The sequence below is a fragment of the Streptomyces tubercidicus genome, assembly GCF_027497495.1.
Classification (GTDB): Bacteria; Actinomycetota; Actinomycetes; order Streptomycetales; family Streptomycetaceae; genus Streptomyces; species Streptomyces tubercidicus.
The window spans coordinates 8,172,515-8,197,933 of record NZ_CP114205.1; the positions used below are offsets into that span (position 1 = coordinate 8,172,515).

Here is a 25,419-nt window from a genome sequence, read left to right on the forward strand (position 1 = left end):
CACGCGCCCGCCCATGTGGGGTCCGGCTCGCAGGCTGCAAGGCCGTTGGGATCGGTCCAGCTGCGGGGGTGGTTACGTAGGCGTGGTGGTTGGGCGCGGGGACGAGACCCGGGGGGTCGGGGGGCGATCAGAGACCCTGACGAATGCGGTCTTATCTTGCTTGGGCTGGGGAGCTCTCTCCTTCGCCGTCTCTGCGCCCGTCCGGGCCGGCCTCCACGACGAGCCGATGTTCCCTGGAGGCAACATCGGCACCCTTTCCGTGGTCACCACAGCTGCAACGGCCGCGACCTGGTTCGGTATCAGCCGCCGGAACGCATGCACGACGGACTGAGGAACCTCGTCGGGGGCGGTCAGTGGTAGTGGCGCATGATGTCGGTGGCCCAGTCGGGCTGGGTGGTGTGGCCCTGGGGGCCGAACTCGGCCATGTAGGGCTTGATGTCGAGGACGGGGGTGCCGTCGACGGCATCCAGGCCTTGTACGTGCAGGTCGAGGCCGTCGGCCTTGATGAGGCGGCAGCGGGAGACGCCGAGCCGGTTGGGGCGGTTCTTGCCGCGCTGGGCGAAGATGCCGACCAGGGGCCAGTCGGTGTTGCCGCGCGGGTGTCGGGCCCCGGTTTGAATCTTGTCGGTGGGGACGCGGTCGAAGTGGTAGATGACTTCCAGGTGGGAGAAGGTGTCCAGGCCCGCCACCGCCTCCGGGCCGTACTGGCCGGCGTCCAGGCGGATGATCGCGGTCTCCTTGCCCCAGTCGTCGTCGCGGACCTCCGCTCGGCCGCCGACCACCCGGCCCACCGGCACCGAAACCACCGCGGCAGGAGTGCTGTTCTCGGGCATGTGTAGTGCCTCTCGCTCAAAGGGTCGGTCAGTTAGTTGAGTTGGCCCACCGTACCGATGACCTGCGTACGTCGGTATGCAGTACGCGCGTACCGTGCCAGAAGCGGTCCAGCCGCTCCGCGGACCTGCTCCAGCAGCGTCCTCAACTCGGTGTGGTCGGTGGCGGATCCATGGACCGTGCCGGCGTCGGGGCCGACCTCGAGGAACAGGGAGGGGCTGCCGTCCCCGAAATCCGACAGGCTCTGCCCGACCGCGGGTAGGTAGCTGGAGACCAGCAGCAGGTGGCGCACCGTCCCGATTCCCGCAGCGGCCTCCGCGGTGATGATGCCGCCGCAGTCGTGGGGACCACGACGGTCGGCTCGTGGCCGGCCTGGAGCACCTGCCGCACCGCGGCAACATCCTCCGGCAGCCCCGGACCGCCGACGCCGCCGGGAGACCCACGTTCCGCAAGAAGTCCACGCTGGTTTCGTGCCCGATACCTGCGAGCATCCCCTCGGGCAGCGTCACCAGCTCCTCTGTGCTGAACTCGCCTTCCAGCGTCGTCGTGGTTCTCATGGCTTCTGTCATAGGACACGGCGCTGACCTGCGGGCTTCTCTTTGAGTCTCAGGGCGTGGTCGGCTTGATCAATCTCACGGACATGCGGATTCCTCGGTACGAGGGGCAGACTGCATCGGTGACCTCGAACGCGATGCCCCCTGCCCGGCATGAGCCACTTCCGGCCGACCCTTCCTTGTATCCGGATCTGGCGTCTGCCGGCAGCTTGGCCGGAGCGCTGGAGGCCGTCGTTGCTGAGCTGGGTCTCTCCCTGGGCAAGGTTCTCGTGGATGGTTCGGACCCGCTTCGGTCGGCAGGCGTCGAGAGCATGGTGGCTGACCGTGAGGGGTGCTGGATCAGCCTGGGGTCTGCGGAGCGGTGGTTCATCTTCAGCGGTTGGTCCATGGGGGTGCAGCTGGTCTCGGGTGCGACTCAGGATTTGGGAGAGATGGCACAGGCTCTGGAGGCATGGCGAAACGGCCTGCGGCTCGAAGAGATCCGCGAAGTGAGCCGTTTCGTCAAGGTCACCGAGCTGGCCGAGGCTCATGAAAGAGGTCCCGCCGAGGCAGTCGCAGTGAAGTGGCGCTTGCTCCTTGATGGTCTGCGCCTTGAGTCGGACCGTCTGGAGCTCGCTCATCGGATGCTGAAAGTTGCCGAGCTTGCGCACGCCGCACCACAGCTTCGTCAGCTGTTTCCTTTCACCAGCCACTGGTCGCTTCATTTCACGACCTGCACGGGGTTCCCGTACTCATGGGACATCCCGTTCATCGATCCGCTGATCGATGGACGTTACCGGGTCTGCGGACCCGCACGGGGAAGTGTGATCGGTAAGGCGGATACCGCTGAGCACGCGATCGCCTTGGTGGTAAGCGGGCTTCCGGCGAACTGCGGACCAGCAGTCGCCGGCACTGCCGCCGATCAACAGCTTTCGTAGCTGCCTTCCCTCCGTCCGATGTCATGACGGCCGGGCTGCGATCTGCCGACGGGCGGAGTTCCGGACCTCCTCGAACCTGTCGGCCGGCCCATCCGAGGCGCCCGCCCTGGATGCGCTGCGTGACTGCCGACGGCCGGGCAGGCGCCACCAGCAGATTCTTCGCCCGCAGGCCGTAGGTGACTAGCCCCGCGAGCGTTCCTGGCCGGCTGCGGCAGCTCGCCAGGCGGTCGGGCTGGTGCCGAACTCTTCGCGGAACCAACGGGAGAAGGTGCTGGGTGCGGAGAAGCCCAGCAGTTCGGCGACCTGGGTGAGGGGGCGGGCATGGCTGCCGACGTACTGCTGGGCGAGCTGTGCACGAAGGGAGTTCAGCAACGAGGAGAACGTCTCACCGGACCGTTCGAGGTGTCGGTGGATGGTTTTGCGGTCGACGCCGAGGCTGTGGGCGACCTGCTGGAGAGAGCAGCGGCCGGTGGGGAGCAGGGCCTCGATCAGATCGCGGACGCGGTCCACGTCGCCCGCGGGACGGGGCGCCGCGATCGCCTCCAGGTACTGGCGAACGTAGGGGCGCAGCAGCGGGTCGGACAGTTGGTTCGGGGCGTCGAGATCGCTTGCGTACACGACGATGCCGTTGAGGCTCTGGCCGAACCGGACCGCGGGGCCCAGGACACGGTGGTGGGTGGCGGCATCCGTCGGTGGGGCGTGGGCGAACAGTACGGAGGCCGGTCGCCACCTGCTGCCGACGAGGTTCTGCAGGTAGCGGTGGATGGCGCCGACGAGCAGCTCGGTGGCCTGGCGTCGGCGCGGGGTGGGCAGGTTGAGGCCGAGTTCGATCGTGGCCAGGCCGTTGGTCTCGGTGATCCGACTGTGCAGCGCCTCGTTGTGCAGATGCTGGTATCGCATGATCACTCCGAGCGCGCTGCGGACGTCAGGCTCCTCGCGGGCAACGAGGCTGACCGGCCCCAGGACCGCGAGCCTGCGGCTCTCCGCGAGCCGTAGACCGAAGTCGTCATGGCCGGTTGCGGCGGCCGAGAACTCGATCAGGTCTGCGGCGGCGGACGCCGGGATCCATGAGTTCGGGACGGCCAGATCGGAGGCGTCCAGACCCACCGAAGCGAGCAGCGCCGAGAGGTCGCCGCCCAGCGCGCGCACCAACTCGACGTAGCCGGTGAGCACGGCATTGCGGACGAGGAGCTGCACGTCTGATGTACCCCCCGGTCGGCGCCCGAACGACCACGGGCAGGGCAGGCAGTGCCACAAACTGTCAAGCATTGTGCCACGCACGGCAAAGCTCCAGCGCTTCTGCCGACCTAGTCTTCCGTCACTCGCAGCGACCCAGGGCTGTGAACCGGGAGGTGGGTATGGGGAGTTGGCCGGGCCACGGTGAGCCACCGCTGGTGTTGGACGCTTCGGGCTCCGTCGCGCATCTCGTGTCGTGTCGCTACGCCTGGGGCGTGGCGCTGACGGTCGTCGCACTGGCGATGACCGACTACATCGACCGGCAGATCGTGGTGTCGACGTTCCCCTACCTGAAGAGGGCGTGGGGTCTGTCCGACACCGCCCTGGGGGCCCTGGTCACCACCGTGTCGGTCACCATCGCCGTCTTCGCGCTCCCGGCCGCGAGGCTGGCCGACCGCTGGGGCCGGGTGCGGACGATCGCCGCGATGGGCAGCGCATGGAGCCTGGCCGCACTGGCGTGCGCGGTCTCCGGGAACTATGCGCAGCTCTTCGCCGCCCGGTCGCTGCTGGGTGTGGGCGAGGCGGGTTACGGCCCGGCGGGGGCGGCGCTGCTCTCCGGCTACTTCCCCCAGCGCCTGCGGGCGACCGTACTGAGCGTCTTCCAGGCGGCAGGGCCGCTGGGTTCGGTGCTCGGGGTGGTGCTCGGCGGTGTGATGGCCGGGCAGTTCGGCTGGCGGGTGACGCTCGGCGCGTTCGGTGTGCCGGGGCTGCTGCTGGCGCTGGTTTTTCTGAAGGTGCGCGACTACCGCACCGCTACCGTGTCCTGCGCGGGCGGAGCGGGCACCGCTGGCTCCGGCGCGGCCTCTGGCACGGACTCCGACGCGGCCTCTGACGCGGCCTCTGACGCGGGCGAGGGGCTGACGGGGCATCGGGCTTCTTCCGGGCGGCCGGACCTGGCGGCCACGGTGCGCGGGCTGTTCCGCTCGCGGACGGCCGTGTGGTGTTACCTCAGTGGTGCCCTCAACCTGGTGGTGCTGTCCACCCTCTACACCTGGCTGCCGAGCTACCTGGGCCGCGCCTACGGCCTGTCCTCCGCGCAGGCGGGGATGAAGGCGGCGCTGTTCATCCTCGCGGGTTTCCTCGGCGTGATCGTCTTCGGCCACCTCGCCGACCGGTGCGCGGCCGTACGCCCGCGGCACCGGCTGATGGTCCCGGCGGTGCTCGCCGCGGGCGCGTGGGGGCTGCTGTTCACCGCCTTCGGCGTGCTCGGGCCGGGCGGTGGGCAGTACGCGCTGATCGTGGTCGCCGGGCTTCCCATGGCCGCGGCGCTCGGCACCGCCCCGGCGGCCGTGATCGACGTGGTCCACCCGAGCGTGCGGGCCACGGCGGTCGGGATGGCGGCGCTGGTGCAGAACCTGTTCGGGCTGGCCGTCGGGCCACTCCTCACCGGACTGCTGTCGGATGCCTTCGGTCTGCGGACGGCACTCGCGGTGATGCCGCTGTTCTGCCTCGCCGCGGCCGCCGCGTTCCGGCTCGGCTCGCGCAGCTACGAAAAGGACCTCGCCGCCGTCTCCGGCGGCGGCCCGGAGCCGATTCCTCCGGGCACGCACGAGAGGGAGCTGAGCACATGACCATGCATGACCCATCCACACCCGGTCCTGCGGCGGGGCCTGCGCCGACCCCGGTCGTGGACCGGATGCGGGCCCAGGGCGCCTGGAATCCGCTCTGGGACGGCCTGCGGGAAATGGACCCCGCCTGGACCGAACAGTTCATGGCCATGGCCATGCGGCCATGGACGAGCGGCGTGCTGGAGCCGAAGTTCATCGAACTGCTCTGCATCGCCGTGGACGCCTCGGCCACGCACATGTACGGGCCCGGTGTACAGCGTCACATCCGCAGCGCGCTGGATCTCGGCGCAACCCCCGAGGAGATTCTGACGGTCCTCCAACTGACCACGCTGGTGGGCGTCCACGCCTGCAACATCGGCGTGCCGCTCCTGGTGGAAGAGCTCGCCGCACGCGAGAAGCGTCCTGACGACGTCAACTGACCGCTTATCACCACCTCGTTCACCCTCACCCTCACCCTCACACGGAGGCACGACATGCACTTCCTCGACGACTCGCTGCTGCCCGAGAACCAGGAGAAGCTGGTCATCCAGGTCGCCCCCTACGGACCCGAGTGGCTGCCGGGCGACAGCGACGACATCCCGGTGACCATGGACGAGCAGATCCAGAAGGCCGTGGACTGCTACAACGCCGGCGCGCAGCTCCTCCACATCCACGTACGCGAACTGGACGGCCGCGGCTCGAAGCGGCTGTCGATGGTCAACGAGATGATCGCGCGGCTGCGTGAGGCCGTGCCGGAGATGATCCTGCAGGTCGGCGGCTCCATCTCGTTCGCCCCCGAGAAGGAGGGCGACGCGGCGAAGTGGCTGGACTGGGACACCCGCCACATGCTCGCCGAGCTCGACCCGAAGCCGGACCAGGTCACCATCGCGGTCAACACCGTCCAGATGAACGTGGTCGAGCTGCTGACCCAGGAAGACATCGCAGGCACATCCCTGCAGAACCCGCTGCTCCACACGGCGTACCGCGACATGGTGAGCGAGGCGGGCCCCGAGTTCTACCTGGAGCACCTCAAGCGCCTGACCGCCAACGGCATTCAGCCCCACTTCATGCTCGCCAACCTGCCGCAGCTGGAGACCGTCGAGCGGCTGATCCGCGCCGGCGTCTACACCGGCCCGGTCAACCTCAACTACGTCGCCATCGGCGGCGGTGCCTCCGCGTTCCACCCGGCCGACCTGGTCGAGTTCGCCCGTCGCGCCCCGGACGGCGCTGTGCTCACGATCGAGAGCATCATGCGCTCCACGCTCCCGATGAACGCCATGGCCCTCGCGCTGGGCCTGCACGTCCGCGTCGGCATCGAGGACAATCTCTGGTCCCCGCGCAAGGAGCGCTTCACCTCTGTCCAGCAGGTCGAGCAGATCGTCCGTATCGCCGACGAACTCGGCCGGGACGTCGCCACCCCGCTGGAGGCCAAGCGTCTCTACCGGATCGGCGAGTACTGGACCGACGCCGACGAGACGCTGGGCCACCTGGGCCTGCCGCCCAACCGCCGCCCCGGCCAGCGCGGCGTCCCGCTGCGCCACCCCGCTCCCTCACCGGCCAACACCCTCGTCTGACAACAACTGCCGACGCCACACCACCCGGCCGGGCCGCGTTCCGTGCTCCCCTCGGTATGCGGCCCGGCACCTCACCACGGACGTCACGGAAGCCGGAGGCTCAACCTCGCCATCCTGCAGGAGCACAGCAACCGGAGTACGCCTGACCGCGAACAACGTGTGACGAGGGCTGATGCGGTGATGGTGCCGAACTAGACATAGCCGCGCTTGTCGTAGCGAGTCGCGACGGCTCGGGAGTGCTTCAGCTTATTGATGGCCCGTTCGACGGTGTTGCATTTCTCGTACCGCTCCTCGTCGAAGCCCGGTGGCCGCCCACCTCGTGAGCCCTTGCGCAGGCGGGCGGCGCGGCTGTCGGCCTTCTCCGGGATCGTGTGCCGGATGCCCCGTTCGCGTGCCGCGGCGTCCTTCACCTGCGACACCGGCACGTTCATCGTCGCCGGAGCAATGGAGCCGTCGGTGGACATCGGCGGGGACACCTTCGACTGCACACTCGACCGTCATGCCTTGCACCTGTCCCTCACGGACACGATGGGGCACGACGTACAGGCGGCACTGTTGGCGACCATGGTTGTCGGAGCCCTGCGCAACGCCCGCCGGGCCGACAGCAGCCTCCTCGACCAGGCTCAGGATGCCGACCAGGCCGTCGCGGATTATGCCGACCGAGCGCATCAGGCTTTGTGGCGTGGGCGTCACGGGGTGACATTTTCCCTGTCTATTCGAACTATTCGAATGCATTGTGTGCGATTATTGCTTCTAGTAGCTGGATGTGAGTAAAGAGGCGAATCGTGAGCGCGAAAGAAAAGGCGAAGGCGAAGGCCGAGCAGGTCAAAGGCACAGTGAAGAAAGAAGCCGGTCGATCTGTCGGCAACGAGGGCATGACCATCAAAGGTCAAGCGCAGCAGAGTAAGGGTGCCGCCCGTGAGGCCAAGGAGAAGGCGAAGGACACTTTCAAGAACAGAGGCTAACTGCAAGGAACGGTAGGTCACGTTCCGAAACTCTGTGTCGCCGCCCACCCATGTGCATTTCGGTATCACCCACTTCATGCGGTGCCGGGAGACTGGTGCATGCACGCCCGAGGGGGATCCGGGCGTGCAGCCCGCGGGCGAGTGCGTCGGAATCCGCAGTCGGTGGCGGGTCGATACAGGCGACGTAGCCGTTCATGTACGGGCGAAGTTGCCCTGGGTGATGTGAGCCCGGCCAGTGCGAGCACAGGCCGGGCATAGGTCGTAGACGGCGGCGATGGGCTCGGCGAAAGCGCGGAAGCGGCTCGGTATCGCCCTGATGCCGGTGATGATCAGGGGTTTCAGTCATAACGCGGTCGACTAAACCGAGGCGGTGGCCTGCACACGTCCCAGACGGGGAACGCTTCCACCGCGGACCCGGCGGTCCGGCCAAGGACCCGCACTACGAAGACGCCAAGAAGAACACCGCGGGCCGTTCCACCATGAACCAGAAACAGCTACGGCGGGCCGTCGGACGCTGAACACCTTGCCCAGGCAGGCTCATAAGGAGTCAAGCGGCGGGCTGCGCCCAGCAGTTGAGGGGCTGTGCAGTCAGGCGGTGGCCAGAATTGCTTTTCGCAGGTGTGTGCAGACGCGGGTGACGAGGGGGAGACGTGCATCTGGGAGAGGCTGAGTTCCTCGCTGCAGACGCCGGGGTGCGTGGACCGACCAGGTTGCCTCGCGGGCGAACCGCTTGATCTGACCCTGGACGTAGGGGACGGCCAACGTGGTGAACTCCGCGCCACGCGGAACTCGATAGGGGGTGTTGCGCACACACTGGTGCTCGCGTACCCCCTCCTCCGGAGCGTCAAGTCGTACAGGAAGACCTTCGTGAGTTCCCGCGCGTCGGCAAGAGGCATGTGTTGAGGGGCCTCGATGTGCGAGAGCACCGTTGGGGCCGGGACGGCACACATCTTCGACACGGTCTCCTGCGCCGTTCCTGCCGTTCCTGCCGTCATGATGCTGTCGCTTATGGTCGGCTCCCCACGGTTGCTGAGCCCTCGCCGCAAGCCCCCATCCGACACCGTCACGAGCACATCCTGCCAGCCGTGTCGGATCCGCTCATCCCATCGGAAACCGGTGAACCTGACGCCAGATGGCAGGAGCAGCAAATCCGTCCCGGCCGACAGGGAGAGAAAGGCGATACCTGGGGAGATGCGTGCCCGGGGATGTGGGGTGAGAGTGGGAATAGGAAGCCTCTGCCTCCCAAGAGGCGCTGCGGGGCATCTGGGCAGTTCCGCGCAGCGGGCTGCATGGTGCCTGAGCGGCACGATTCCACGAACGTGACATGAGGCCATTCATGGAAACCGATACAAAAGTCACTCTGGCTGCCGCGCTCGCGGCTGGATACGTACTGGGGCGGACCAAGAAGGGCAAGCTCGCCATCGGGGTTGCCTCGATGGTTGCTGGTCAGGCGCTGAGTCCGCGAGAGTTGATCGGCCAAGCGCTGCGCAATCTGGCTGCCACGCCCCAGGCCGCACAGCTCATCGACCAGGCTCGTGGTGAGCTCTTGGAGTCCGGTCGCACCGCACTGTCTGCGACAGCCGACCGCAGCCTCGCGGCACTCGCCGACGCCCTGCAGAAGCGCACCAGCGCCCTTCAGGCATCCCCGGAAGACGAGGAGCCGGCCGAGGAGGACGAGGAAGAACCGGCCGAGGACGAGGAAGAACCGGCCGAGGAGGACGAAGAGGAACCGGCCGAGGAGGACGAGGAAGAACCGGCCGAGGCCGAAGCGGAGAAGCCCTCACGGCGGCGACCGGGGAAGTCTTCGGCGAGCCGTGCCCGCACAGCGAAGTCCCCAGGGAAGAAAGCGCCGGGGAAGAAGGCACCGGCGAAGAAGGCTGCGTCCGGTAAGCCGGCGGCGAAGAAGACAGCCGCCAAGAAGACAGCCGCGAAGAAGACATCCCGCCGCACCAGTCGCAGGAGGTAAGCCATGGCCAAGGAGGGCGACACCACTCCGGACAAGGCTTCCGGCCTTGACATGCTCAAGGAGCAACTGGCCGGATATGCCGAAGCGCAGGGCCAGAGGCTGGTGGACAAGGCCGGAGACAAGATCAGCGACCTTGCGCAGGGGCTGGGTGATGTGGGGGACGGCAACAGCACCCTGCTCAACGTCGGGAAACGGGTGCTCGGCGGAGGAGAGTCACCTGTAAAGGCTTTCCTCAGCGAGAAAGCCGGTGGCCTCAAGGACAAGGCAGTCGACACCGTGAAAGGGTTCTTCGGCGGTGGCGGCAAGGCCGGGGACAAGAAGGTCACCAACATCGTCGAGGTGATCGACATCGGTATGCCCTTGCGTACCGTGTATGACCGATGGACCCAGCTTGAGGAGTTCAGCAGCTTCACCAAGGGCGTCAAGAGTGTCTCGCAGTCGGACGAGATCGAGAGCGACTGGAAGCTGAAGGTGGCTTTCTCCAACCGCAGTTGGAAAGCCACCGTGCAAGAGCAGATTCCCGATGAGCGGATCGTGTGGAACTCCGAAGGGGGCAAGGGCACCACACGCGGTGCCATCACCTTTCATGAACTGACCCCAGAACTCACACGCATTGTCGCTGTGGTCGAGTACTACCCCTCCGGCTTCTTCGAGAAGACGGGCAACATCTGGCGTGCTCAAGGACGACGCCTGCGTCTGGACCTCAAGCACTTCCAGCGGTACGTCACGCTCACCGACAACGAGGACCTCGAAGGCTGGCGCGGTGAGATCCGCGACGGCGAAGTTGTCCGAACCCACGAAGAGGGACTTCAAGACGACGAAGATCAAGAAACCGAAGGCGAAGAAGACCAAGAGGCCGAAGACGAAGAAGACTCCGAAGGCCTGGAGGAGGAGCCCGAAGAGGAGGAGCCCGAAGAGGACGAGGCCGAAGAGTCCGAAGAGGGCGACGAAGACGCTGAATACTATGAGGAAGAAGAGGGTGACGAGGAAGAAGAATAAGACGTGCCGGAAGAATTCGCACGTCGGCGCGGCTGCGGATGCAAGTTGTGGCGCGTGAAATACGTCTGAAAATCTCGGCGATTTCACTGTTCTGCGGCGTGAACTATCCTGGCAGTGACGCCACGCTCGCTGGCTCGCGGTGCGGCGTACACGAGAGGCGGATCCCGCTCATGACCAAGCATGAAAAAGCATCCCACCCTTCCCACGGCGAAGGGCCGAGCCGTCACAAGGGAATCAAACAGCACGGATGGTCTCCTGATGCTGACGAGACCCGGCAACAAGAAAACCCGAGTGCGCACCGGTCGTTCCATCCTGGCCAGTACGCCCCCGAGTCCGGACCTCGCAAGGAAACTGCCCAGGAAGAGATAGAGGGCGTCACGGGCGACACCGTCAAGAGTTTCTCGCGTCGTGGAGAGAAGCAGGGCGGCAGGTCCAAGGAGAAGGGAATGCACGACGAAGGCCGCCGAGGCCGTTCGCAGCGTCCCAGTGGCAGCAGGGATGCCGAGGCATCCTCCGGTGTCGACCCGCAGGAACCGCGCTCCGAGTCGGACTGAGCTGTCCGGCTGACGCATCACGATCGCACGGCGATCTGCAGCACGTCGCCCGCCGCGGTCGAGGAGATCCTTGGAGGACCGTCATGCTCACGGCCATCGCAGACGTACTCAGGTCTATCGGCGGGGCCATCGCCACCGTCGTCACCCTCCCCTTCCGTGCCGTCGCCCGGCTGTTCGGTGGAGCTGCCGACAGCGCCCACGGCCACCACTGACACCCCTCAGCCTGCCCCAGGCCGCGAACGGGACGTGATGTCATTCGAAGCGGTGCGGGCTGTGGTGGGCGATGCTCAGGTCGACACGCGTGGGGAGGTCGTCCCGGCCAGCGGATCGGCGTGCCCCCCCGAGTGGTGAGCGGCCGGCGCCGCTTGGGGGTACGAGGTTCCAGCGCCGGCAGATATCGGCGCCGCCGGCGAGCACCAGGAGTCCGCCGCCCAGCAGCACGAGTCCGAGCAGGGCTATGGGGGTGACGTGCCTCAGCTGTGCCACCCCCGCTGACCAGGGATGGTGCGTGCCGGCACCGGGCCGGCGAGGGTGTCCCGACAGGGGCTTGCCGTCCCATCAGGCGTTGTCACAGTTCTGACCGTCTGCGCGGTCCGTGTCAGGAGTAAGCTGAAGGTACCGAGGGCACCCCGTACACCAGCCTCCATGCTCGTGTCGTTTTCGGCGACTCACGATGCCGGGCCGGTTGCGGTCGGCCCGGGGCAAGGTCCGCGTCATGACCACGACCATTCCGTATACGCCGGCGGTCGAAGACCGGACCTCTTCGCTGTCCCTGCGACTCATGCTGGCACCGGCCGGCACCGCTCCCGCTCTGCTCGACGGTGCGTGGTGGCCCCGCTCCCGTGACCTCACGGCGGAACTGCCCGCACTGACGGCGGTCCTCGACCCGCTGTGGGGGCGGATCACCCATGTCACGGTGAACCCCACCTTCTGGCCGGTCATCCCACGGAAGGTGCCCGTCGACGGGCATGTGGTGGGTGTCGGCTGGTTCACGGCCGAGCAAGACCCGCACAAGCTGCTGCTGCTCTCCTACAGCGTCGGCCGTTGGGACCTGCTGGTCATTCCCCCGGAGACCAGCCCGGCCGCCGCCGCCCGGCTCATGACAGAGGCCGCCGATCCGCTGGGCACCCTCACTGCGAGTGCCCTGATGAACGAAGCGGAGCAACGCCGGATCGCGGAGGAGACGGAGTTGTCCCTGGTCTCGGTCTGGGACTCCGAAGGCGGCCATGGCGCAAGCCTGCCGACCTCACGTTCCCCCGCCCGAGCAGTCATTGCTCAGGTACCGGATGCGACGAAAGGTGTCTGAGCGTCGTGTCAGTCATCGCGAGCGCGACGTCGATCCCGCACTCCGTTCCGGAGGAAAGCCCCAGGCCAACAGCCTGGGGCTGATCTCTTCTCCGGACCTTTCCACCGCACGCCGTTGAGCCAGGTGCCCTGGCCGAGGCGATAGGCCACGGCCCGGATGCCGCCACCACGGCGACCGTCGCCATCGGCGCCTACCGGCACGCCAGACGGGCCGAAGTCGGCCTGTCCGAGATCTACGCGTTCATGGACCGGGCCATCGCGGAGCAATTCGGGCCCGACCACTTCGTCACCGCGCAGATGATGCGCCTCACCACGGGACGCCGTTTGGCCCTGCTCAGCGTGCGGTGGCCAGGGTGGTGATCACACTTGAACCATGGCAGAGCAATCGCGGACACGGACCTCGTCGACGGCTACCCGAAAGCGGAAGACGCCTGCGATGAGGCCGGGGGACGCCGCGCGTGGTGCGGCCGAGGTGTTGCAAAGCCTGATCAGTCATCGTGTCGAGGGGGTGTCGGCCGTCCGGCGCACCGAGGACGGCTGGTGTGTCGAGGCGGAAGTCCTTGAGCTGGCACGAGTTCCCGACACCACGAGCCTGCTCGCCACCTACGAGGTGAAGCTCGACGAGCAGGGCGAGCTGCTGGAGTACCTCCGCACCCGTCGCTATCGCCGAGGCGCGGCCGACGAGTGAGCGCACGGTCCTCATGCGATGAAAGGACGTCAACAGATGGCCGCCACGAGCACGTATTCCGGCTTTGCCGGCGAGGTAGTCCCCTGCCCGCCACGAGCCGGCACGTTGTACGACGTGCTGGAGCTCATCCTGGACCGGGGCATGGTGATCGACGTGTTCATCCGGGTGTCGCTGGTCGGTATCGAGATCCTCAAGATCGATGCCCGCATCGTCGTCGCCAGCGTCGACACCTATCTGCGTTTCGCCGAGGCGTGTAACCGCCTTGACCTGGAGCGGGATTCGGGAAGCGTCACCGTTCCCGAGCTGTTCAGCGGCCAAGCCGCCAAGAGCATCGGGAAGAGCAAGGTCAAGAAGGCGGCCAAATCCGTCGGCGACACCGTGCGCACCGCGGTGGGGGCGGGCGACGACTCGGACGAGGATTCCGAGGAGGAATCGCAGCCGAGGCGACGGCGGGCCCCCGCCCGATCCGGAGCGGCCTCCCGCCGGCGCAGCTCCGAGGAGGACTGACCGGTGACCCACGACGGCGTCTACGTCTACGGGATTGTCCGGGCGGCGCATCCGGTGCCCACGGCTCTGCAAGGGGTGGGTAATCCGCCGGAGGCGGTGACGACGCTCAAGGAAGGGCGGCTCGCCGCGGTCGTCAGCCCCGCCCCGCCGCAGCTGCGCGCCCGCCGCCGTGACCTGCTGGCGCACCAGGAGCTGTTGCTGACGCTGGCCGAGCAGGGGCCGCTGCTCCCCATGCGCTTCGGCATGGTCGCGCCCGACGAGATGGCCGTTCGCCGGCAGCTGGCGGATGCCGAGGACCGCCACCTGGCCGTCCTGGAACGGGTCGCGGACCGCGTCGAGATCAACCTCAAGGCGATGCCGGCCAACGACTCCCTCGCGGCCGTGGTCAGGGACGATCGCACCGTCCGCGAACTGCGCGAGGCGGTACGCCGCCGACCGAGCTACGAGGCGAACGTCCGCCTGGGAGAGGCCGTGGCGACGGCGCTGTCGCGCCGCGCCGCCGAAGCGGGGCGTGACGCTGTAGCGGAGCTGCGCCGCGCGGCTCACGCGGTCGCCGCCGGGCCAGAGGTCTCCGGATGCGTGATGAACGTGTCGTTCCTGGTCAACCGGGATGACTGTGACGGATTCACGGAGCAGGCGCGTCTGCTGGCCCAGCGTCATCGCGACCGGGCGGACCTGAGGGTCGCCGGACCCCTCCCGTGCTACAGCTTCATGGAGCCCGAGCACGCCGCCGAACGCACCGGTGTATGACATGGGGCTGATCAGCGGAGTGCTCACCCTGCCGCTCGCTCCCGTACGGGGCGTGACCTGGATCGCAGGCCAACTCGCGGAGGCCGCCGATCGCGAGCTTCACGATCCGGCACTGGTCCGCCTCCGGCTCGCCGCCCTGAATCAGGAGTACGAGAACGGTCATCTCTCCACCGAGGCGTTCGAGCGCGAAGAAGACCGGCTGCTCTACCTGTTGTACGGATGCTGACCCGATACGCGTGCGAGGGCTGGCGCGGTGAATTTCGCGCGAGTGAGGCCGCGCATCGAAGGGAGAAGCGCGCCCGAGGACGAAGATGACGAAGGCGGCGAGCAGTACGGAGGCGACGCGGACCATGAGGCGGACGGTGGAATGGGTGACTACATGACAGATGTCGACTACCGGCACAGCGTCTCTCCCGCGTCCGGTCCCAGTACAGCCAACCTCGCCGACATTCTCGAACGGGTTCTCGACAAGGGCATCGTCATTGCCGGGGACATCAAGATCGACCTCCTCGATATCGAGCTGCTCACCATCCGCCTCAGGCTGTTCGTCGCCTCGGTCGACACCGCGAGGAAGGCCGGCATCGACTGGTGGGAGACGGACCCGGCGCTCAGTTCAAAGGCGGCCCGCAGTGAACTCCGCGACGAGAACCTCCGGCTGCGCGAGCGCCTGGAAGCCCTGGAGGCCGACGGCGACGAGGCGTCGGGTGCCCCTCGCACGAAGAGCGGGGCGGGCGCATGACGACACAGGAGCTGAGCGGTACGACACATCCCACGGCCATCGGTCCGTCCCACGGTGCGAGGGCCGAGACCGCCGTCTACGTCTTCGCCGTGTGCCGCCGAATTGACCCCGCGGACCTGACCGGACTTCCGGGGCTCGCCGACGGCTCCCCGGTGCGCGCTCTGCCGTTCGGCGCGCTCACAGCGGTCGTCCAGGACGTACCGGCAGCCGAGTTCACGGAAGAGGCCTGGCACCGGCGGCTCGGCGACCGCCTGGAACTGGAGCGCTGCGCACGGGCCCACCACGAGGTGGTCACCGCGGCGGCCGCCTGCGGGCCGACGGTACCCCTCGCGCTGGCCACCCTTTACCACGGCGAAGCGCGCGCCAAGGAGATCCTCGGCCGGGACGCGGACCGTTTCGGCGCGGCGCTGGACCGTATCGACGGCCGTGCCGAATGGGGGGTCAAGGTCTACGTGTCGGCCACGCCCGCCGCGTCTCGCGGAGGCGAGCCCGCGTCCGCCCGGACCGACTCCCCGGCAGGTACCGGTGCAGGCCGCGCCTACCTGCAACGGAAGCGCGGGCAGCACCGGGCGCGGGAGCAGCACCATGACCGCACACTGCGGCTCGCCGAGGACATCGATACCGAGCTGTCCCGCCTGGCGGCGGCCGCCCGCAGGCTCCGCCTGCACGGCCAGGAGGCGACGGGGGAGGAGCACCGGGTACAGATCCTCAACGCGACGTACCTGGTCGCGGCCTCGGCGGCCGAAGAACTCCGTGCCGCCGTGGCCGGCCTGCGGCGTCGCACCGGAGCACATATCGAGATGTCCGGGCCGTGGGTGCCGTACTCCTTCGTCGGGGAGGTGTGACCCGTGCCGGCGGCATCGCCCCATCAGCCCGTTCCCTGGGAGACCCCTGGCCCCCTGTCCGGCCCCGTCGGCGTGCCGCTGGTGGACCTGCTGGACCGCCTTCTCGCCACGGGCGTCGTCGTCAGCGGCGACCTCGTCATCGCCATCGCTGAGGTTCCCTTGGTGCGGCTCTCCCTCCACGCGCTGTTGTCGTCGGTCAGCGAGCGAGTTCCCGCCCCCTGGCCGGACGGAGGCCCCCTGTGACGGACGAGCACACCCGGGCGGAGAGCCGCTTCGACATCGACCGCGACGAAATGGGCCGCGATCTGGTCGCTCTGGTGCTGACCATCGTGGAACTGCTACGGCAGCTGATGGAACGACAGGCGATCCGGCGGGTGGACCAGGGAGACCTGACCGACGAACAGGTGGACCGGATCGGGGAGACGCTCATGCACCTCGAAGAGCGGATGACCGAACTCTGCGATCAGCACGGCCTGCGCCTGGAAGACCTCAACCTCGACCTCGGTCCGCTGGGCTCGTTGCTGCCGCGCACCTGATGCCCTCGACCTCTCGATAGGCGGCGGCCACCCCGAGGTTGGCGCCGTGGACGTGCGGGTGGCGCCAGGGAACCGCCGACGTACTCGGAGGCGTCCGCGCCATGGTGACCAGGGGCAGCCCTGGCGGCGGACGACGAGAGGAAAGAGCGTGACGATCACTCCTCGCCTGGTGGCGAAGTACCGGATCCCGGGGATCCGGCATGCGCTGCCGGACAGAGGGCGGTTCGACCCGAGCGGGCCGATTCCGCGGCTGCTGCTCAAGGAGCCGGACGCGCTGCGGGTGTACGAGCTGGGCGGGGACATCGAATTGCTCGCCGAGTTCCCCCGGCCCACTCCGCAGGGAAGCTCTGTGGAGGACTGGGTTGCTCCGGATCTGTCGTTCGTGGTCTTCCAGGACGAGACCTCGTACACGGCCGTCCACCGGGACGGCAGCCGGATGTGGCAGCAGCCGTTCGGTGGCTGGTCCACCAGCCGGTGGGGTCATGTCGGCTTCGCCATGGCGGGACCGTACCGGGAAACCCAGGTTCTGCTGCGGCTGCCTTCGGGCACCGTCGGCAAGAGCCTTTTTGCCGCGCTGGACACCGCGGGAAACGTGCTGGCGTGCACCATGCTTCCCTGTGGCGGACAAGAGCGGTATGTGGGGCTGACCTGGGGATCCGAGGGCTATCTGACGGGTGTGTACGCACGCGGCGGCGGCGCGGATCCGACGCACCATCAGGCATCCCTGGTCTGCGGCCATATCGCCCTCGGAGACCAGATGACGGCGGCTGTCGGACCGCCGTGGCCGCCCAACCGGGTCGCCCTGCACACGAACCCGTCGGGCACCGGGGAGATGAGCGTCGACGAGGGCGGCCAGGACGTGCGCTGGCACCGGCTTCCGTCCCTCGAAGTGGCGGCGGTACTGCGGTTGAGCGACTTCCCCGCAGCCGGCACGGGGGACTGCTCGGTCCATGACCGGCCGTGGATCGACTGCCGAGGCGGCTACGTCGACGCGGACACCGCCCTGGTGGCCCTGCACAACTCCTACGACGAGGCCCGGGTCCTCATGTTCGGCGAGGACATCTGGGAGGAGCACAGCCACTGGCTGGCCGACCCGGAGACCGGCGAACTCCACGGCCGGATCGCCTACCCGATGCGCGACGTCGATTTCGTCTGGCTCCTCGGCGAGGGAACCTGGGTGACCGCGGAGTGGAACACCCTCTACCGCTGGTCGGTCCAGGACGGCGCACGCTGAGTCCGGCCCCGCCACCGAGGGGAGCGGCCCGCCGCGCTCAGCGGCCCTCGCACCCGCGAAACGGGGCCAGACCTCGGTGGCGGACGTCGAGGTGAACAACAACAGCATGCTGAACGTCGGCAAGCAGGAGGCACCGATATGCGTATCCCCGGACCCGGGCACCAGGAGGACGGCGGGCTGAGCGCCATTGCGGCTGCGGACGGGCTGCACCGGTACCAGTTACGCCTGCACGAGGCGCACGGACCCGTCGTGCGCTTCCAACTGCCGGGCGCGGACACGGCCGTGTCGGTCGCCGATCCCGTGCTTCTGGAGGCCACGGCGCACATCGACAAGCGGCCCGAGGAGCTGTTCGCGTTCCTGGAGCCGCTGTGCGAGGCAGGCAACCTGCAAGTGCTACCCGCCGACGAGCACACCCCCTGGCGCCGGCTACTGCTCTCGGTGCTTGCCGGACGGCCGGCTCACGAGCGGCACTTCGCGCGCTTCACCGAGCCGGCGCGGGAGCTCGCGGACCGATGGGCGGGGCAGGCCGATGGCGAACCCGTCGAGCTGCAAAAGGAGTTGACCGCGCTGTCGCTCCGTATGATCTGCGGGTTCGCGCTCGGCGGCGCGGAAACCGACACGGACCGTGTCGTCGCCGCGTTCGAGGAGGTGCTCACCGAGCACCTCGGGCGGCTCTACCAGGTGCCGCGGGCCGACCCGCGCTCGGCGGAGCGGGCCGAGGTGGCCCTTGCCTATCTGCGCGCGACGGTCGACCGCGTGGTGGCGGCGCACCGTTCGTGCGGCCATACCGACCGCGGCGACCTGATCGGGGCGCTCGTCGAGGCCGGTCAGAGCCCGGCGCGGATCCGGGACACCGTGATGGTGACGCTGCTCGCCGCCCACCACACCACCGGCGTCGCCGTCTCGTGGACGCTGCACCTGCTGGGCCGCCATCCCGAAGCGGCCGATCGCGTCGCCGCCGAACTGGACCAGGTGTTGGGCGAGCGCGCCACGCCCGATTACGGTGATCTGCGGCGGCTCACGTATCTGGACATGGTGCTCAAGGAGTCGATGCGCCTGTTCCCGCCCGGCCCGTACGGCGCACGCGAGACGACCGAGGACCTGGTTCTGGGCCCGTACGAGATCCCGGCCGGGACGACGGTGTTCTATCCGTTCTGGGCGGTGCACCTGAACCCTGAGCACTGGCCCGAGCCGGAGCGGTTCGACCCCGAGCGGTTCACGCCGCAGGAGGTGGCCAAGCGGCCGCGGCTCGCGTACGTCCCCTTCGGGATCGGGCCACGCAGCTGCGAGGGCGCCGCTTTGGCCACGGTCGAGGCCCAGCTTGTCCTGGCCGTCCTCCTCAAGCGCCTGCGCTTCCGGCCCGCACCGGGGCACGAAGTGACGCCGGTGGAACGGTTCGTGCTGTGGGCACGGGACGGGATCCGGATGATGGTGTGCCCACGTGCTGGGCAGGGTCGCCGCCGCGGCAACGCCGGCAGCCGGCCCGCTGGCTCGTGTCACGAGTCGTCGTTCGGTTAGGTCGGCCGGGTTCCCGCCCTGGTGATGCACCGGCGGTAACCCCATGGGGCGTCTGGGTGCATGTACGGGGCGTCGCATTGGAGCTGGTGGGCGCGGGGGAGTGCGCGCCTGGCTTGCTGGGGTTGTGTATATGTCCGTGTTTTGTAACACCAAACCGGATTTCTTCCGCCAAGGCGTGACCGGCGGTCACTGTGTGGGAGCCCGGTCAAACCGGCCGGGTATCCGGTTTCCGGCGCCCTGTCGTGGCGCCGTATCCAGGGGGTTTTCGTGTCCCGTAACGCTTCACGTATCGCCGCCGCTGTCCTCGGCTCTGCGGCTCTCGCGGCCACCGCTGTTCTCCCGGCCGCCGCGGCCGGCCACGGCCACCACACTCCGGCCCCGCACCACCACCACCGCTCGGCGGTGAGTCTCGGGGCGATCCAGTACGACAGCCCCGGGCGCGATGACCGCTCCAACCGGAGCCTGAACGCGGAATATGTGACGGTCAAGAACACTGGTCACCGCCCGGTCAACCTCCGCGGATGGACCCTGTCCGACCGCTCGGGGCAGACCTACCGCTTCGGCAATGTGCGCCTGAAGGGCCACAGCCAGGTCCGTGTCCACACCGGCATCGGACGCGACAACCGCTGGGACCTCTACCAGGACCGCCGCACCTACGTGTGGGACAACAATGACACCGCCACACTGCGCAACGACCACCGCCGCATCGTCGACGTCGAAAGCTGGGGCCGCCACGGCGGTCACCACGGTCACTGGGGCCACAGCCACTGAATGATGAGCCGCTGGTGAGACGTGGTCACTCCCACCAGCCCCTGGTGCGCCGCAGTCCTGCGTCTGCGGCGCACTGCCATGTCCGGCCCCGGGCCGCGGAGTTACGTCCCCGCGGGCCAGGCTGGGGCAGGCCGACGTGGTGTCTGAGGCCGTTTGAGCGGGTGCCGATGATGGGCAGGTGGTCAGTTCCCGTCCGGGGCCGGCGGTGCGACGGCATCACCGGTTCGGGAAAACCCCCGTTGCCCAGGCCCATCGGCTCTTCAGTCGGAGATGCAGCCGCTCTTCGCGCCCGCGGTGTCGAGGCGGCAGAAGCACGACGCCTCGACGGGGACGTCCGCGAGTGCGGTGGCCACGGTGAGTTGCTGGGCGACGATGCGGGCTTCCCCCGTCTTGCCGAGCTGCACGAGGCATTCGTGGAAGCCGTGGAGGGCCCAGACGTTTCCTGGATGCTGCAAGGGCCTGGGCAGGGTGTTGTCGAGTCCGAGGTCGGCCCGGTAGACGGCCTCGGCCTCTTCGACCCGGCCCTGTTCCAGCAGGAGCGCCCCGTAGGCGTGACGGGTCGGCTGCATCCAGCCCCACGGTTCGTCGTAGGGCAGGTTGTCGTCGAGCTCGATGGAGCGCTCCAGGGCGGCGAACGCCGCGTCGTACTCGCCCTTGCGGTAGTCGAGTTCGCCGTCGAGCATGGCGGAGGCGATCGCCAGGATGTCCCGGCACGTGTTGTTGAACAGCATCCGCGTCTCGGGAACCCGTTCGGCCGTGCGGCGGAACAGTTCGCGTTCGGCCTCGGCCTCGTCGGTCGCCCCCGTGGCGGAGTACGCCACTGCGCGCGCGTAATGCAGCATTGCCGTGGTGACGCAGTACAGCCCCGGGTCGGAGGGCATCGGCAGCGCGAGGATGTCTGTCCACCGGCCGAAGCGGATCAGCACGTGCACCCGCATGGCGAGGAAGCCCTCCAGCCAGTCGGCCATGGGCGGGCTCTCCACGCGCAGCAGCTCCTCGGGGATGGACGCCTCAAGTTGCGCGGCAGTCTCCAGGGCCGTCCTCGACTGGCCGAGGAACATCGCGCCGTAGATCTTGAAGTGGTAGTTGTGCGAGCGGTACAGCGTGTAGAAGTTCATCGCGCCGGCTCGCCGCAGGTACCTCTCGTCGGCCCTGATCGCGTCGCTGTTGCCCGATACGACCCGTCGGTAGTCCCCGCACAGCACGTCGAGATGTGAGGGCATGTGGTGCAGGTGGCCCCCGTCCGGGACCAGTCCTCGCAGTCGGTCGGCGACCGAAAGAGCCTTCTCCGGCGTCGGCGACATCTCCATGAGGTGGATGTACATGTGGAGCGTGCCCGGATGATCGCTGCCGGTCGCGGTCAGCAACGCGCGGTCGAGGACGGCCTTGGCCTCCAGCGTGCGCGCGCGGACGGCAGGCTCGCCCGTGCGCAGGTCCCACAGCTGCCACGGGGTGAGGTTCATCAACGCGTCCGCGTAGAGGGTGGCGACGTCCAGGTCGTCGGGAGCGAGTTCGTATACGGCGCGCATGGCCTCGGCGTAGGGCTCGTTCCAGAGGGAACAGTCCTCCGCGGCGTGTGAGGCGGGGTAGCGCTCGCGCAGTGCCTCAATGAGCGCGCGCTCAATCGGCGTGGCCCCGTCGGACAGTGCATGGGCCCGTTCGACGGCGGCGTGCGCCCGTTCCACCGAGCGCTCCAGATCGGCGTCGTCGAAGAAATCCCAGGGCTTGTTGTAGTTGGGGCCCAGGGCATACGCGATGCCCCAGTACGCCATGGCGCAGCCGGGATCCGCCGCTGCCGCCGCTTCGAAGCAGATGACCGCCTCTTCGTGGTTGAACGCGTAGCTCCATACGAGGCCACGGTCGAACCAGAGCTGTGCCTCCGGCGAACGTGTCGATACGGGCCGGGTGAAGGTCCCGAGGTCGAAGTAGTCCATGAGGATCTCCTGCAAAGGGAGGACCAAGGTGCCCCGGATGGACGAATGTCGCTGCGCCGCCGCGACGAGGTCCGCCTGCTCCTGGCGGACCGCTCCCGGGGAGTCATTTCGACCGTAACCCGGCGGTGGCCGGCGCCCGGGTACTGCTCGGGTGCCACGCCGAGGAACGCCGCCAGAATGCAACCGGCCGCCGGTTCCACCTCGCCCGCCACGCCCAAGCCGATCGCTGACGAGGTAGGCGAGTCCGCAGTCGCGCGACTGGTACAGGCCGCTCGATCTCCGCCAGGCGGCATCGAGACAAGAATCGACGCCGACAGCCCCCTCACCGACACGGTCGACCGCATCAGGGTCGCCGGCGGCCTGGTTTATGGGGCACGGCGCCCATCATGTCCGCCGGAAGTACGCAGTGGACCAGCACCATCGGACGCCCGCGCACCAGGCCCTGAGAGCCTCTGAGAGGGCGTTTCGGGAGCCGCTGTCCGTTTCTTCGTGTGCCTTGGGTTAGTTAGGCCCGGCGTCCCCGCCCATTCACCGAGCGGAGGGGCGTCGGCTCCCGCGGGTGAGTAGACATGCCGAGTCGTGCAGATATGCGTGCCGTCGAGCCACCCAGGGAGCACTGACCATGGCAATCCAGCGACGCCAACTCCTGCGATCCGGCCTTTTGTTGGGCGCCGGAGCCGCCCTGCCCACTGCCCTCGCGAGCGCCGGACCCGCTCTCGCCGCGCCGGCCCTCGTACGGAGCGGGCGCCCCGCCCTCACCCACGGCGTGCAGACCGGCGACGTCACCGCGCACGGCGGCGTCGTCTGGACCCGGGCCGACCGGCCCGCCCGGATGGCGGTCGAGATAAGCACCCGCCCCGACTTCGCGCGGTCGGTGACCATACCCGGCCCCGTCCTCACGGCCGAGACCGACTTCACCGGCAAGGTCAAGCTGTCCGGGCTGCCCGCCGGGAGCGACGTCCACTACCGGGTGCGGCTCGCCGACCCCGGCGACGCCTCACTCGTGGGTGAGCCCGCTACCGGCCGGCTGCACACGGCGCCCGCGATCCGCGACGATGTGCGCTTCGTCTGGTCCGCCGATCTGGCGGGCCAGGGCTGGGGCATCAACCCGGAGGCGGGCGGCTACCGGATCTTCCGGGCCATGGCGGAGCGCGACCCGGACTTCTTCCTGTGCAGCGGCGACTTCTGGTATGCCGACGGCGTGATCCCCGAGACCCGACCCCTCCCGGACGGCCGTATCTGGCGCAATCTGGTGACCCCGGAGAAGTCCAAGGTCGCCGAGACCCTGGCCGAGTTCCGCGGCCAGCACAAGTACAACCTCATGGACGAGAACCTCCGCGCCTTCGCCGCGGCCGTCCCGCAGATCAACCAGTGGGACGACCACGAGGTCCTCAACAACTGGTATCCGGGCGAAGTGCTCACCGACACCCGCTACACCGAGCGGCGCGTGGACGTCCTCGCCGCCCGCGCCCGGCAGGCACTTTTCGAGTACCTGCCGATCGGGACGGCTCCCAGCGGCGACGGCCGCGTCCACCGCGTCATCCGCTACGGGCCGCTCCTCGACGTCTTCGTACTCGACATGCGCACCTACCGGGACGCCAACAGCGCGAACACCGGGCCCGCCACGGACAGCGGGATCCTGGGGGCGAAGCAGGCCGCATGGCTTGAGCGCGAGCTGGCGGCCTCGCGGGCGACCTGGAAGGTGATCGCCGCAGACATGCCGCTGGCGCTCGTGGTACCGGACGGCGCCGCGCTGGAGGCGATAGCGCAGGGCGATGGCGGCGCTCCGCTGGGCCGCGAGGGGGAGATCGCCCGGGTCCTGTCCTTCATCCACCGGCGGCACATCGCCAACACCGTCTGGCTCACCGCGGACGTGCACTACACCGCCGCCCACTACTACGACCCGGACAAGGCGGCCTTCCAGGACTTCACGCCGTTCTGGGAGTTCGTCTCCGGTCCGCTCAACGCCATCGTCGCCAACGAGCCCAACAGGCTCGACGGCACATTCGGCCCTCAGGTCCGCTTCCAGTCCCTCGCCCCGGACACGGAGCACAACAACCCGGCGTACGGCCACCAGTACTTCGGCGAGGTCGACATCGACGGCTCGTCCGAGGTCATGACCGTACGGCTGCGCGACATCGACGGGAAGGTGCTCTACTCCGTGGGAATCGACCCGCAGCGCTGAGGAGTCCACCGGAGCAGGACGGCCCCGCCGGCCGGGACGTGCGGTGACGCTCACACCGGCACCGTAGACCGCCGCGTCAAGAAGGATGGTCTGGCGACGTGGGGGAGGGACGCTCTCCGGCGCGCCTTCGCCGATGCCGACTTCGATTCACAAGCCGTTCCCCGGGCCGGGGGCGCCCAGCGGTGTCGCCGGCCCGGCACACAGGCATAGGAACCGGCCTTGCCGGAGCGGATCCAGCCGGAGACGGCCCACAGGCCGACTGCGACGGCTTCGCGACGCGTCATACGGACCACCGTCGTGCGACCGTTGGCCAACGAGATTGTCGGGCCAACCCCTTCCCTCCGCGCCGGGCCTGATTCAGGCAGCGCGGGTATCAGCTGGCTGCGGCGAGTGGGGCGACGGTATCTCCACCACCTTGCAGCCGGCACCCTGCAGACGCTGGACCACCTCGCAGGCGCTGCAACCGTCGAGGGAGAACGCGAACAGGCCGACCACAAGCACCACGTCGTAGACACCGGACTCCACACTGCTGACCAGGCTTCCCAGAGCAGGGCGTGGCACCCGGGAGCTGAAACCGTTGTCCATGAAAACGATCGGCTCAGGCACTCCCAGTTGTCTTGCATAGTCGGCCAGGGCGTCCTGATGGGTGGCCAGCTGCCATATGTCGCCGGGGTAGCAACGCAGATACATCGCCACCCTGGGAGCAGAGCCATTGGCTGCGGTGAATTTCATGACCCTCATACCTACTATTCGCAGAGAGGTGAAAACTGCCCGAAGTGAGATCTGAGCGATTTTGCATATTCCCGCCCTTGAGGGAGGAGGATTTCAGGTTTCCGGTTCCCAAGGGGAGGGCGCGATCCGGACCTCACCGGGGAGAATGTGCCGCGTTGGTGACCAGTTCTGAGACCGCCAGTACGGCGTCGAGGATCTCGGGTACGCATCGTGGTGCACGACCGCCGGCTGACAGTGCTCCTGGGCAACGTCCGGGGGCGGTGCTGGATCTCCAGTGAGGACGGAGGGCTGGGGTGCGAGAGGCCGTTCATGATGGTCGTCCCATCGGGGCGGATGGTGTTATGTGATCCGTTCTAGGCGCTGCACGCACTCGGGACACTAGGGAAACCCCCTAGCATTCGCCCCACGCCATCCGCCGGCCTTCGCCCCCAACATCGCCGCGGCCCCCGCGCACCGTAACCGGCTGCCGGCGGGTCGGCAGCCGGGAAGGGGGCGGAGCGGGAAGCGGGTCCCGGTCTCTGGCCCCGGCGCA

29 protein-coding genes and 2 pseudogenes are annotated in these 25,419 nt (G+C 68.3%); 24 read left to right on the forward strand and 7 right to left on the reverse strand.

Translation table 11 applies throughout. The annotated features are described in order from the left end of the window. Positions 1 to 350: 350 nt before the first annotated feature. Positions 351 to 833, reverse strand: a complete 483-nt coding sequence (locus STRTU_RS35375) for an SAM-dependent methyltransferase (protein WP_159749485.1) — start codon at positions 831 to 833, stop codon at positions 351 to 353. A gap of 32 nt (positions 834 to 865) precedes the next feature. Continuing rightward, entirely contained in the window at positions 866 to 1,123 is a 258-nt protein-coding gene (locus STRTU_RS35380; RefSeq protein ID WP_246241650.1) for a hypothetical protein, read from the reverse strand. A 384-nt stretch (positions 1,124 to 1,507) separates the two neighbouring features. Between STRTU_RS35380 and STRTU_RS35385 the strand changes: the two genes are divergently transcribed. Beyond that, entirely contained in the window at positions 1,508 to 2,302 is a 795-nt protein-coding gene (locus STRTU_RS35385) for a DUF6193 family natural product biosynthesis protein (protein WP_246241652.1), read from the forward strand. 180 nt (positions 2,303 to 2,482) lie between these two features. Here the strand turns inward: STRTU_RS35385 and STRTU_RS35390 are convergent, their stop codons facing one another. Beyond that, positions 2,483 to 3,499, reverse strand: a complete 1,017-nt coding sequence (locus tag STRTU_RS35390; RefSeq protein ID WP_159749487.1) for an AraC family transcriptional regulator — start codon at positions 3,497 to 3,499, stop codon at positions 2,483 to 2,485. Positions 3,500 to 3,696: 197 nt separating this feature from the next. Here STRTU_RS35390 and STRTU_RS35395 point away from each other — a divergent pair, with 197 nt between their 5' ends. Genes STRTU_RS35395 through STRTU_RS35405 form a run of 3 tightly spaced genes read left to right on the forward strand, consistent with a single transcriptional unit; the run spans position 3,697 to position 6,659 of the window. Next, on the forward strand, positions 3,697 to 5,109 hold the full coding sequence (locus tag STRTU_RS35395) for an MFS transporter (protein WP_269777433.1): 1,413 nt from the start codon (positions 3,697 to 3,699) through the stop codon (positions 5,107 to 5,109). Beyond that, positions 5,106 to 5,525 (forward strand): carboxymuconolactone decarboxylase family protein, encoded by a 420-nt coding sequence (locus STRTU_RS35400; RefSeq protein ID WP_218039356.1) that lies wholly within the window; start codon positions 5,106 to 5,108, stop codon positions 5,523 to 5,525. Before STRTU_RS35395 ends, STRTU_RS35400 begins: the two co-directional genes overlap by 4 nt. Positions 5,526 to 5,579: 54 nt before the next feature. Beyond that, complete coding sequence (locus STRTU_RS35405; RefSeq protein WP_159749491.1) at positions 5,580 to 6,659, forward strand: beta-keto acid cleavage family enzyme; 1,080 nt, start codon at positions 5,580 to 5,582, stop codon at positions 6,657 to 6,659. Positions 6,660 to 6,850: 191 nt separating this feature from the next. Here STRTU_RS35405 and STRTU_RS35410 read toward each other — a convergent pair. Then, positions 6,851 to 7,057, reverse strand: a pseudogene (locus tag STRTU_RS35410) (IS5/IS1182 family transposase); the annotation flags it as partial. A gap of 46 nt (positions 7,058 to 7,103) precedes the next feature. On the opposite strand from STRTU_RS35410, the gene STRTU_RS35415 reads away from it, so the two are divergent. The 6 genes from STRTU_RS35415 (at position 7,104) to STRTU_RS35445 (ending at position 11,355) form a co-directional block, all read left to right on the forward strand. Continuing rightward, complete coding sequence (locus STRTU_RS35415; RefSeq protein ID WP_308789405.1) at positions 7,104 to 7,433, forward strand: SpoIIE family protein phosphatase; 330 nt, start codon at positions 7,104 to 7,106, stop codon at positions 7,431 to 7,433. An 11-nt stretch (positions 7,434 to 7,444) separates the two neighbouring features. Then, positions 7,445 to 7,624, forward strand: a complete 180-nt coding sequence (locus tag STRTU_RS35420) for a CsbD family protein (protein WP_159749497.1) — start codon at positions 7,445 to 7,447, stop codon at positions 7,622 to 7,624. 1,336 nt (positions 7,625 to 8,960) lie between these two features. Further along, positions 8,961 to 9,590 carry a hypothetical protein gene (locus STRTU_RS35430; protein WP_159749499.1) on the forward strand — a complete coding sequence of 210 codons (630 nt, stop codon included), beginning with the start codon at positions 8,961 to 8,963 and terminating at the stop codon, positions 9,588 to 9,590. 3 nt (positions 9,591 to 9,593) lie between these two features. After that, entirely contained in the window at positions 9,594 to 10,589 is a 996-nt protein-coding gene (locus tag STRTU_RS35435; RefSeq protein WP_159749501.1) for an SRPBCC family protein, read from the forward strand. A gap of 170 nt (positions 10,590 to 10,759) precedes the next feature. Further along, a complete protein-coding gene (locus STRTU_RS35440; protein WP_159749503.1) occupies positions 10,760 to 11,143 on the forward strand; it encodes a hypothetical protein in 384 nt (127 codons plus the stop codon). An 83-nt stretch (positions 11,144 to 11,226) separates the two neighbouring features. Continuing rightward, positions 11,227 to 11,355 (forward strand): LPFR motif small protein, encoded by a 129-nt coding sequence (locus STRTU_RS35445; RefSeq protein WP_266857292.1) that lies wholly within the window; start codon positions 11,227 to 11,229, stop codon positions 11,353 to 11,355. Positions 11,356 to 11,395: 40 nt separating this feature from the next. On the opposite strand, the gene STRTU_RS35450 is transcribed toward STRTU_RS35445, so the two are convergent. Next, complete coding sequence (locus STRTU_RS35450) at positions 11,396 to 11,629, reverse strand: hypothetical protein (protein WP_159749505.1); 234 nt, start codon at positions 11,627 to 11,629, stop codon at positions 11,396 to 11,398. Positions 11,630 to 11,858: 229 nt separating this feature from the next. Here STRTU_RS35450 and STRTU_RS35455 point away from each other — a divergent pair, with 229 nt between their 5' ends. From STRTU_RS35455 to STRTU_RS35520, 13 genes and pseudogenes are all read left to right on the forward strand, one after another. Further along, complete coding sequence (locus STRTU_RS35455) at positions 11,859 to 12,449, forward strand: DUF5994 family protein (RefSeq protein ID WP_159749507.1); 591 nt, start codon at positions 11,859 to 11,861, stop codon at positions 12,447 to 12,449. A gap of 128 nt (positions 12,450 to 12,577) precedes the next feature. Continuing rightward, positions 12,578 to 12,766, forward strand: a pseudogene (locus tag STRTU_RS35460) (SpoIIE family protein phosphatase); the annotation flags it as partial. Positions 12,767 to 12,821: 55 nt separating this feature from the next. Continuing rightward, entirely contained in the window at positions 12,822 to 13,136 is a 315-nt protein-coding gene (locus tag STRTU_RS35465) for a gas vesicle protein GvpO (RefSeq protein WP_159749509.1), read from the forward strand. A 36-nt stretch (positions 13,137 to 13,172) separates the two neighbouring features. Further along, on the forward strand, positions 13,173 to 13,643 hold the full coding sequence (gene gvpJ / locus STRTU_RS35470) for a gas vesicle protein GvpJ (RefSeq protein ID WP_159749511.1): 471 nt from the start codon (positions 13,173 to 13,175) through the stop codon (positions 13,641 to 13,643). A 3-nt stretch (positions 13,644 to 13,646) separates the two neighbouring features. Beyond that, positions 13,647 to 14,393, forward strand: a complete 747-nt coding sequence (locus STRTU_RS35475; RefSeq protein ID WP_159749513.1) for a GvpL/GvpF family gas vesicle protein — start codon at positions 13,647 to 13,649, stop codon at positions 14,391 to 14,393. Between the two features lies 1 nt (position 14,394). Next, positions 14,395 to 14,619 (forward strand): gas vesicle protein GvpG, encoded by a 225-nt coding sequence (locus STRTU_RS35480; RefSeq protein WP_159749515.1) that lies wholly within the window; start codon positions 14,395 to 14,397, stop codon positions 14,617 to 14,619. Between the two features lie 153 nt (positions 14,620 to 14,772). Beyond that, a complete protein-coding gene (locus STRTU_RS35485; protein ID WP_159749517.1) occupies positions 14,773 to 15,132 on the forward strand; it encodes a gas vesicle protein in 360 nt (119 codons plus the stop codon). Then, positions 15,129 to 15,977 (forward strand): GvpL/GvpF family gas vesicle protein, encoded by an 849-nt coding sequence (locus STRTU_RS35490; RefSeq protein ID WP_159749519.1) that lies wholly within the window; start codon positions 15,129 to 15,131, stop codon positions 15,975 to 15,977. The genes STRTU_RS35485 and STRTU_RS35490 overlap by 4 nt, the downstream gene beginning before the upstream one ends. Positions 15,978 to 15,980: 3 nt before the next feature. Next, positions 15,981 to 16,220 (forward strand): gas vesicle protein, encoded by a 240-nt coding sequence (locus STRTU_RS35495; protein WP_159749521.1) that lies wholly within the window; start codon positions 15,981 to 15,983, stop codon positions 16,218 to 16,220. 50 nt (positions 16,221 to 16,270) lie between these two features. Then, positions 16,271 to 16,513 carry a gas vesicle protein K gene (locus tag STRTU_RS35500; RefSeq protein ID WP_246241715.1) on the forward strand — a complete coding sequence of 81 codons (243 nt, stop codon included), beginning with the start codon at positions 16,271 to 16,273 and terminating at the stop codon, positions 16,511 to 16,513. A 148-nt stretch (positions 16,514 to 16,661) separates the two neighbouring features. Beyond that, on the forward strand, positions 16,662 to 17,747 hold the full coding sequence (locus STRTU_RS35505) for a hypothetical protein (protein ID WP_159749525.1): 1,086 nt from the start codon (positions 16,662 to 16,664) through the stop codon (positions 17,745 to 17,747). A 138-nt stretch (positions 17,748 to 17,885) separates the two neighbouring features. Further along, positions 17,886 to 19,265, forward strand: coding sequence for a cytochrome P450 (locus STRTU_RS35515; protein WP_159749527.1), 1,380 nt, complete (start codon positions 17,886 to 17,888; stop codon positions 19,263 to 19,265). A 267-nt stretch (positions 19,266 to 19,532) separates the two neighbouring features. Continuing rightward, entirely contained in the window at positions 19,533 to 20,036 is a 504-nt protein-coding gene (locus STRTU_RS35520; RefSeq protein ID WP_159749529.1) for a lamin tail domain-containing protein, read from the forward strand. 260 nt (positions 20,037 to 20,296) lie between these two features. Here the strand turns inward: STRTU_RS35520 and STRTU_RS35525 are convergent, their stop codons facing one another. Next, on the reverse strand, positions 20,297 to 21,970 hold the full coding sequence (locus STRTU_RS35525; RefSeq protein ID WP_159749531.1) for a tetratricopeptide repeat protein: 1,674 nt from the start codon (positions 21,968 to 21,970) through the stop codon (positions 20,297 to 20,299). 622 nt (positions 21,971 to 22,592) lie between these two features. Here STRTU_RS35525 and STRTU_RS35530 point away from each other — a divergent pair. Beyond that, complete coding sequence (locus tag STRTU_RS35530) at positions 22,593 to 24,155, forward strand: alkaline phosphatase D family protein (protein ID WP_159749533.1); 1,563 nt, start codon at positions 22,593 to 22,595, stop codon at positions 24,153 to 24,155. Positions 24,156 to 24,512: 357 nt separating this feature from the next. Here the strand turns inward: STRTU_RS35530 and STRTU_RS35535 are convergent, their stop codons facing one another. Next, positions 24,513 to 24,887 (reverse strand): recombinase family protein, encoded by a 375-nt coding sequence (locus STRTU_RS35535; RefSeq protein ID WP_159749535.1) that lies wholly within the window; start codon positions 24,885 to 24,887, stop codon positions 24,513 to 24,515. Positions 24,888 to 25,419 lie beyond the last annotated feature (532 nt).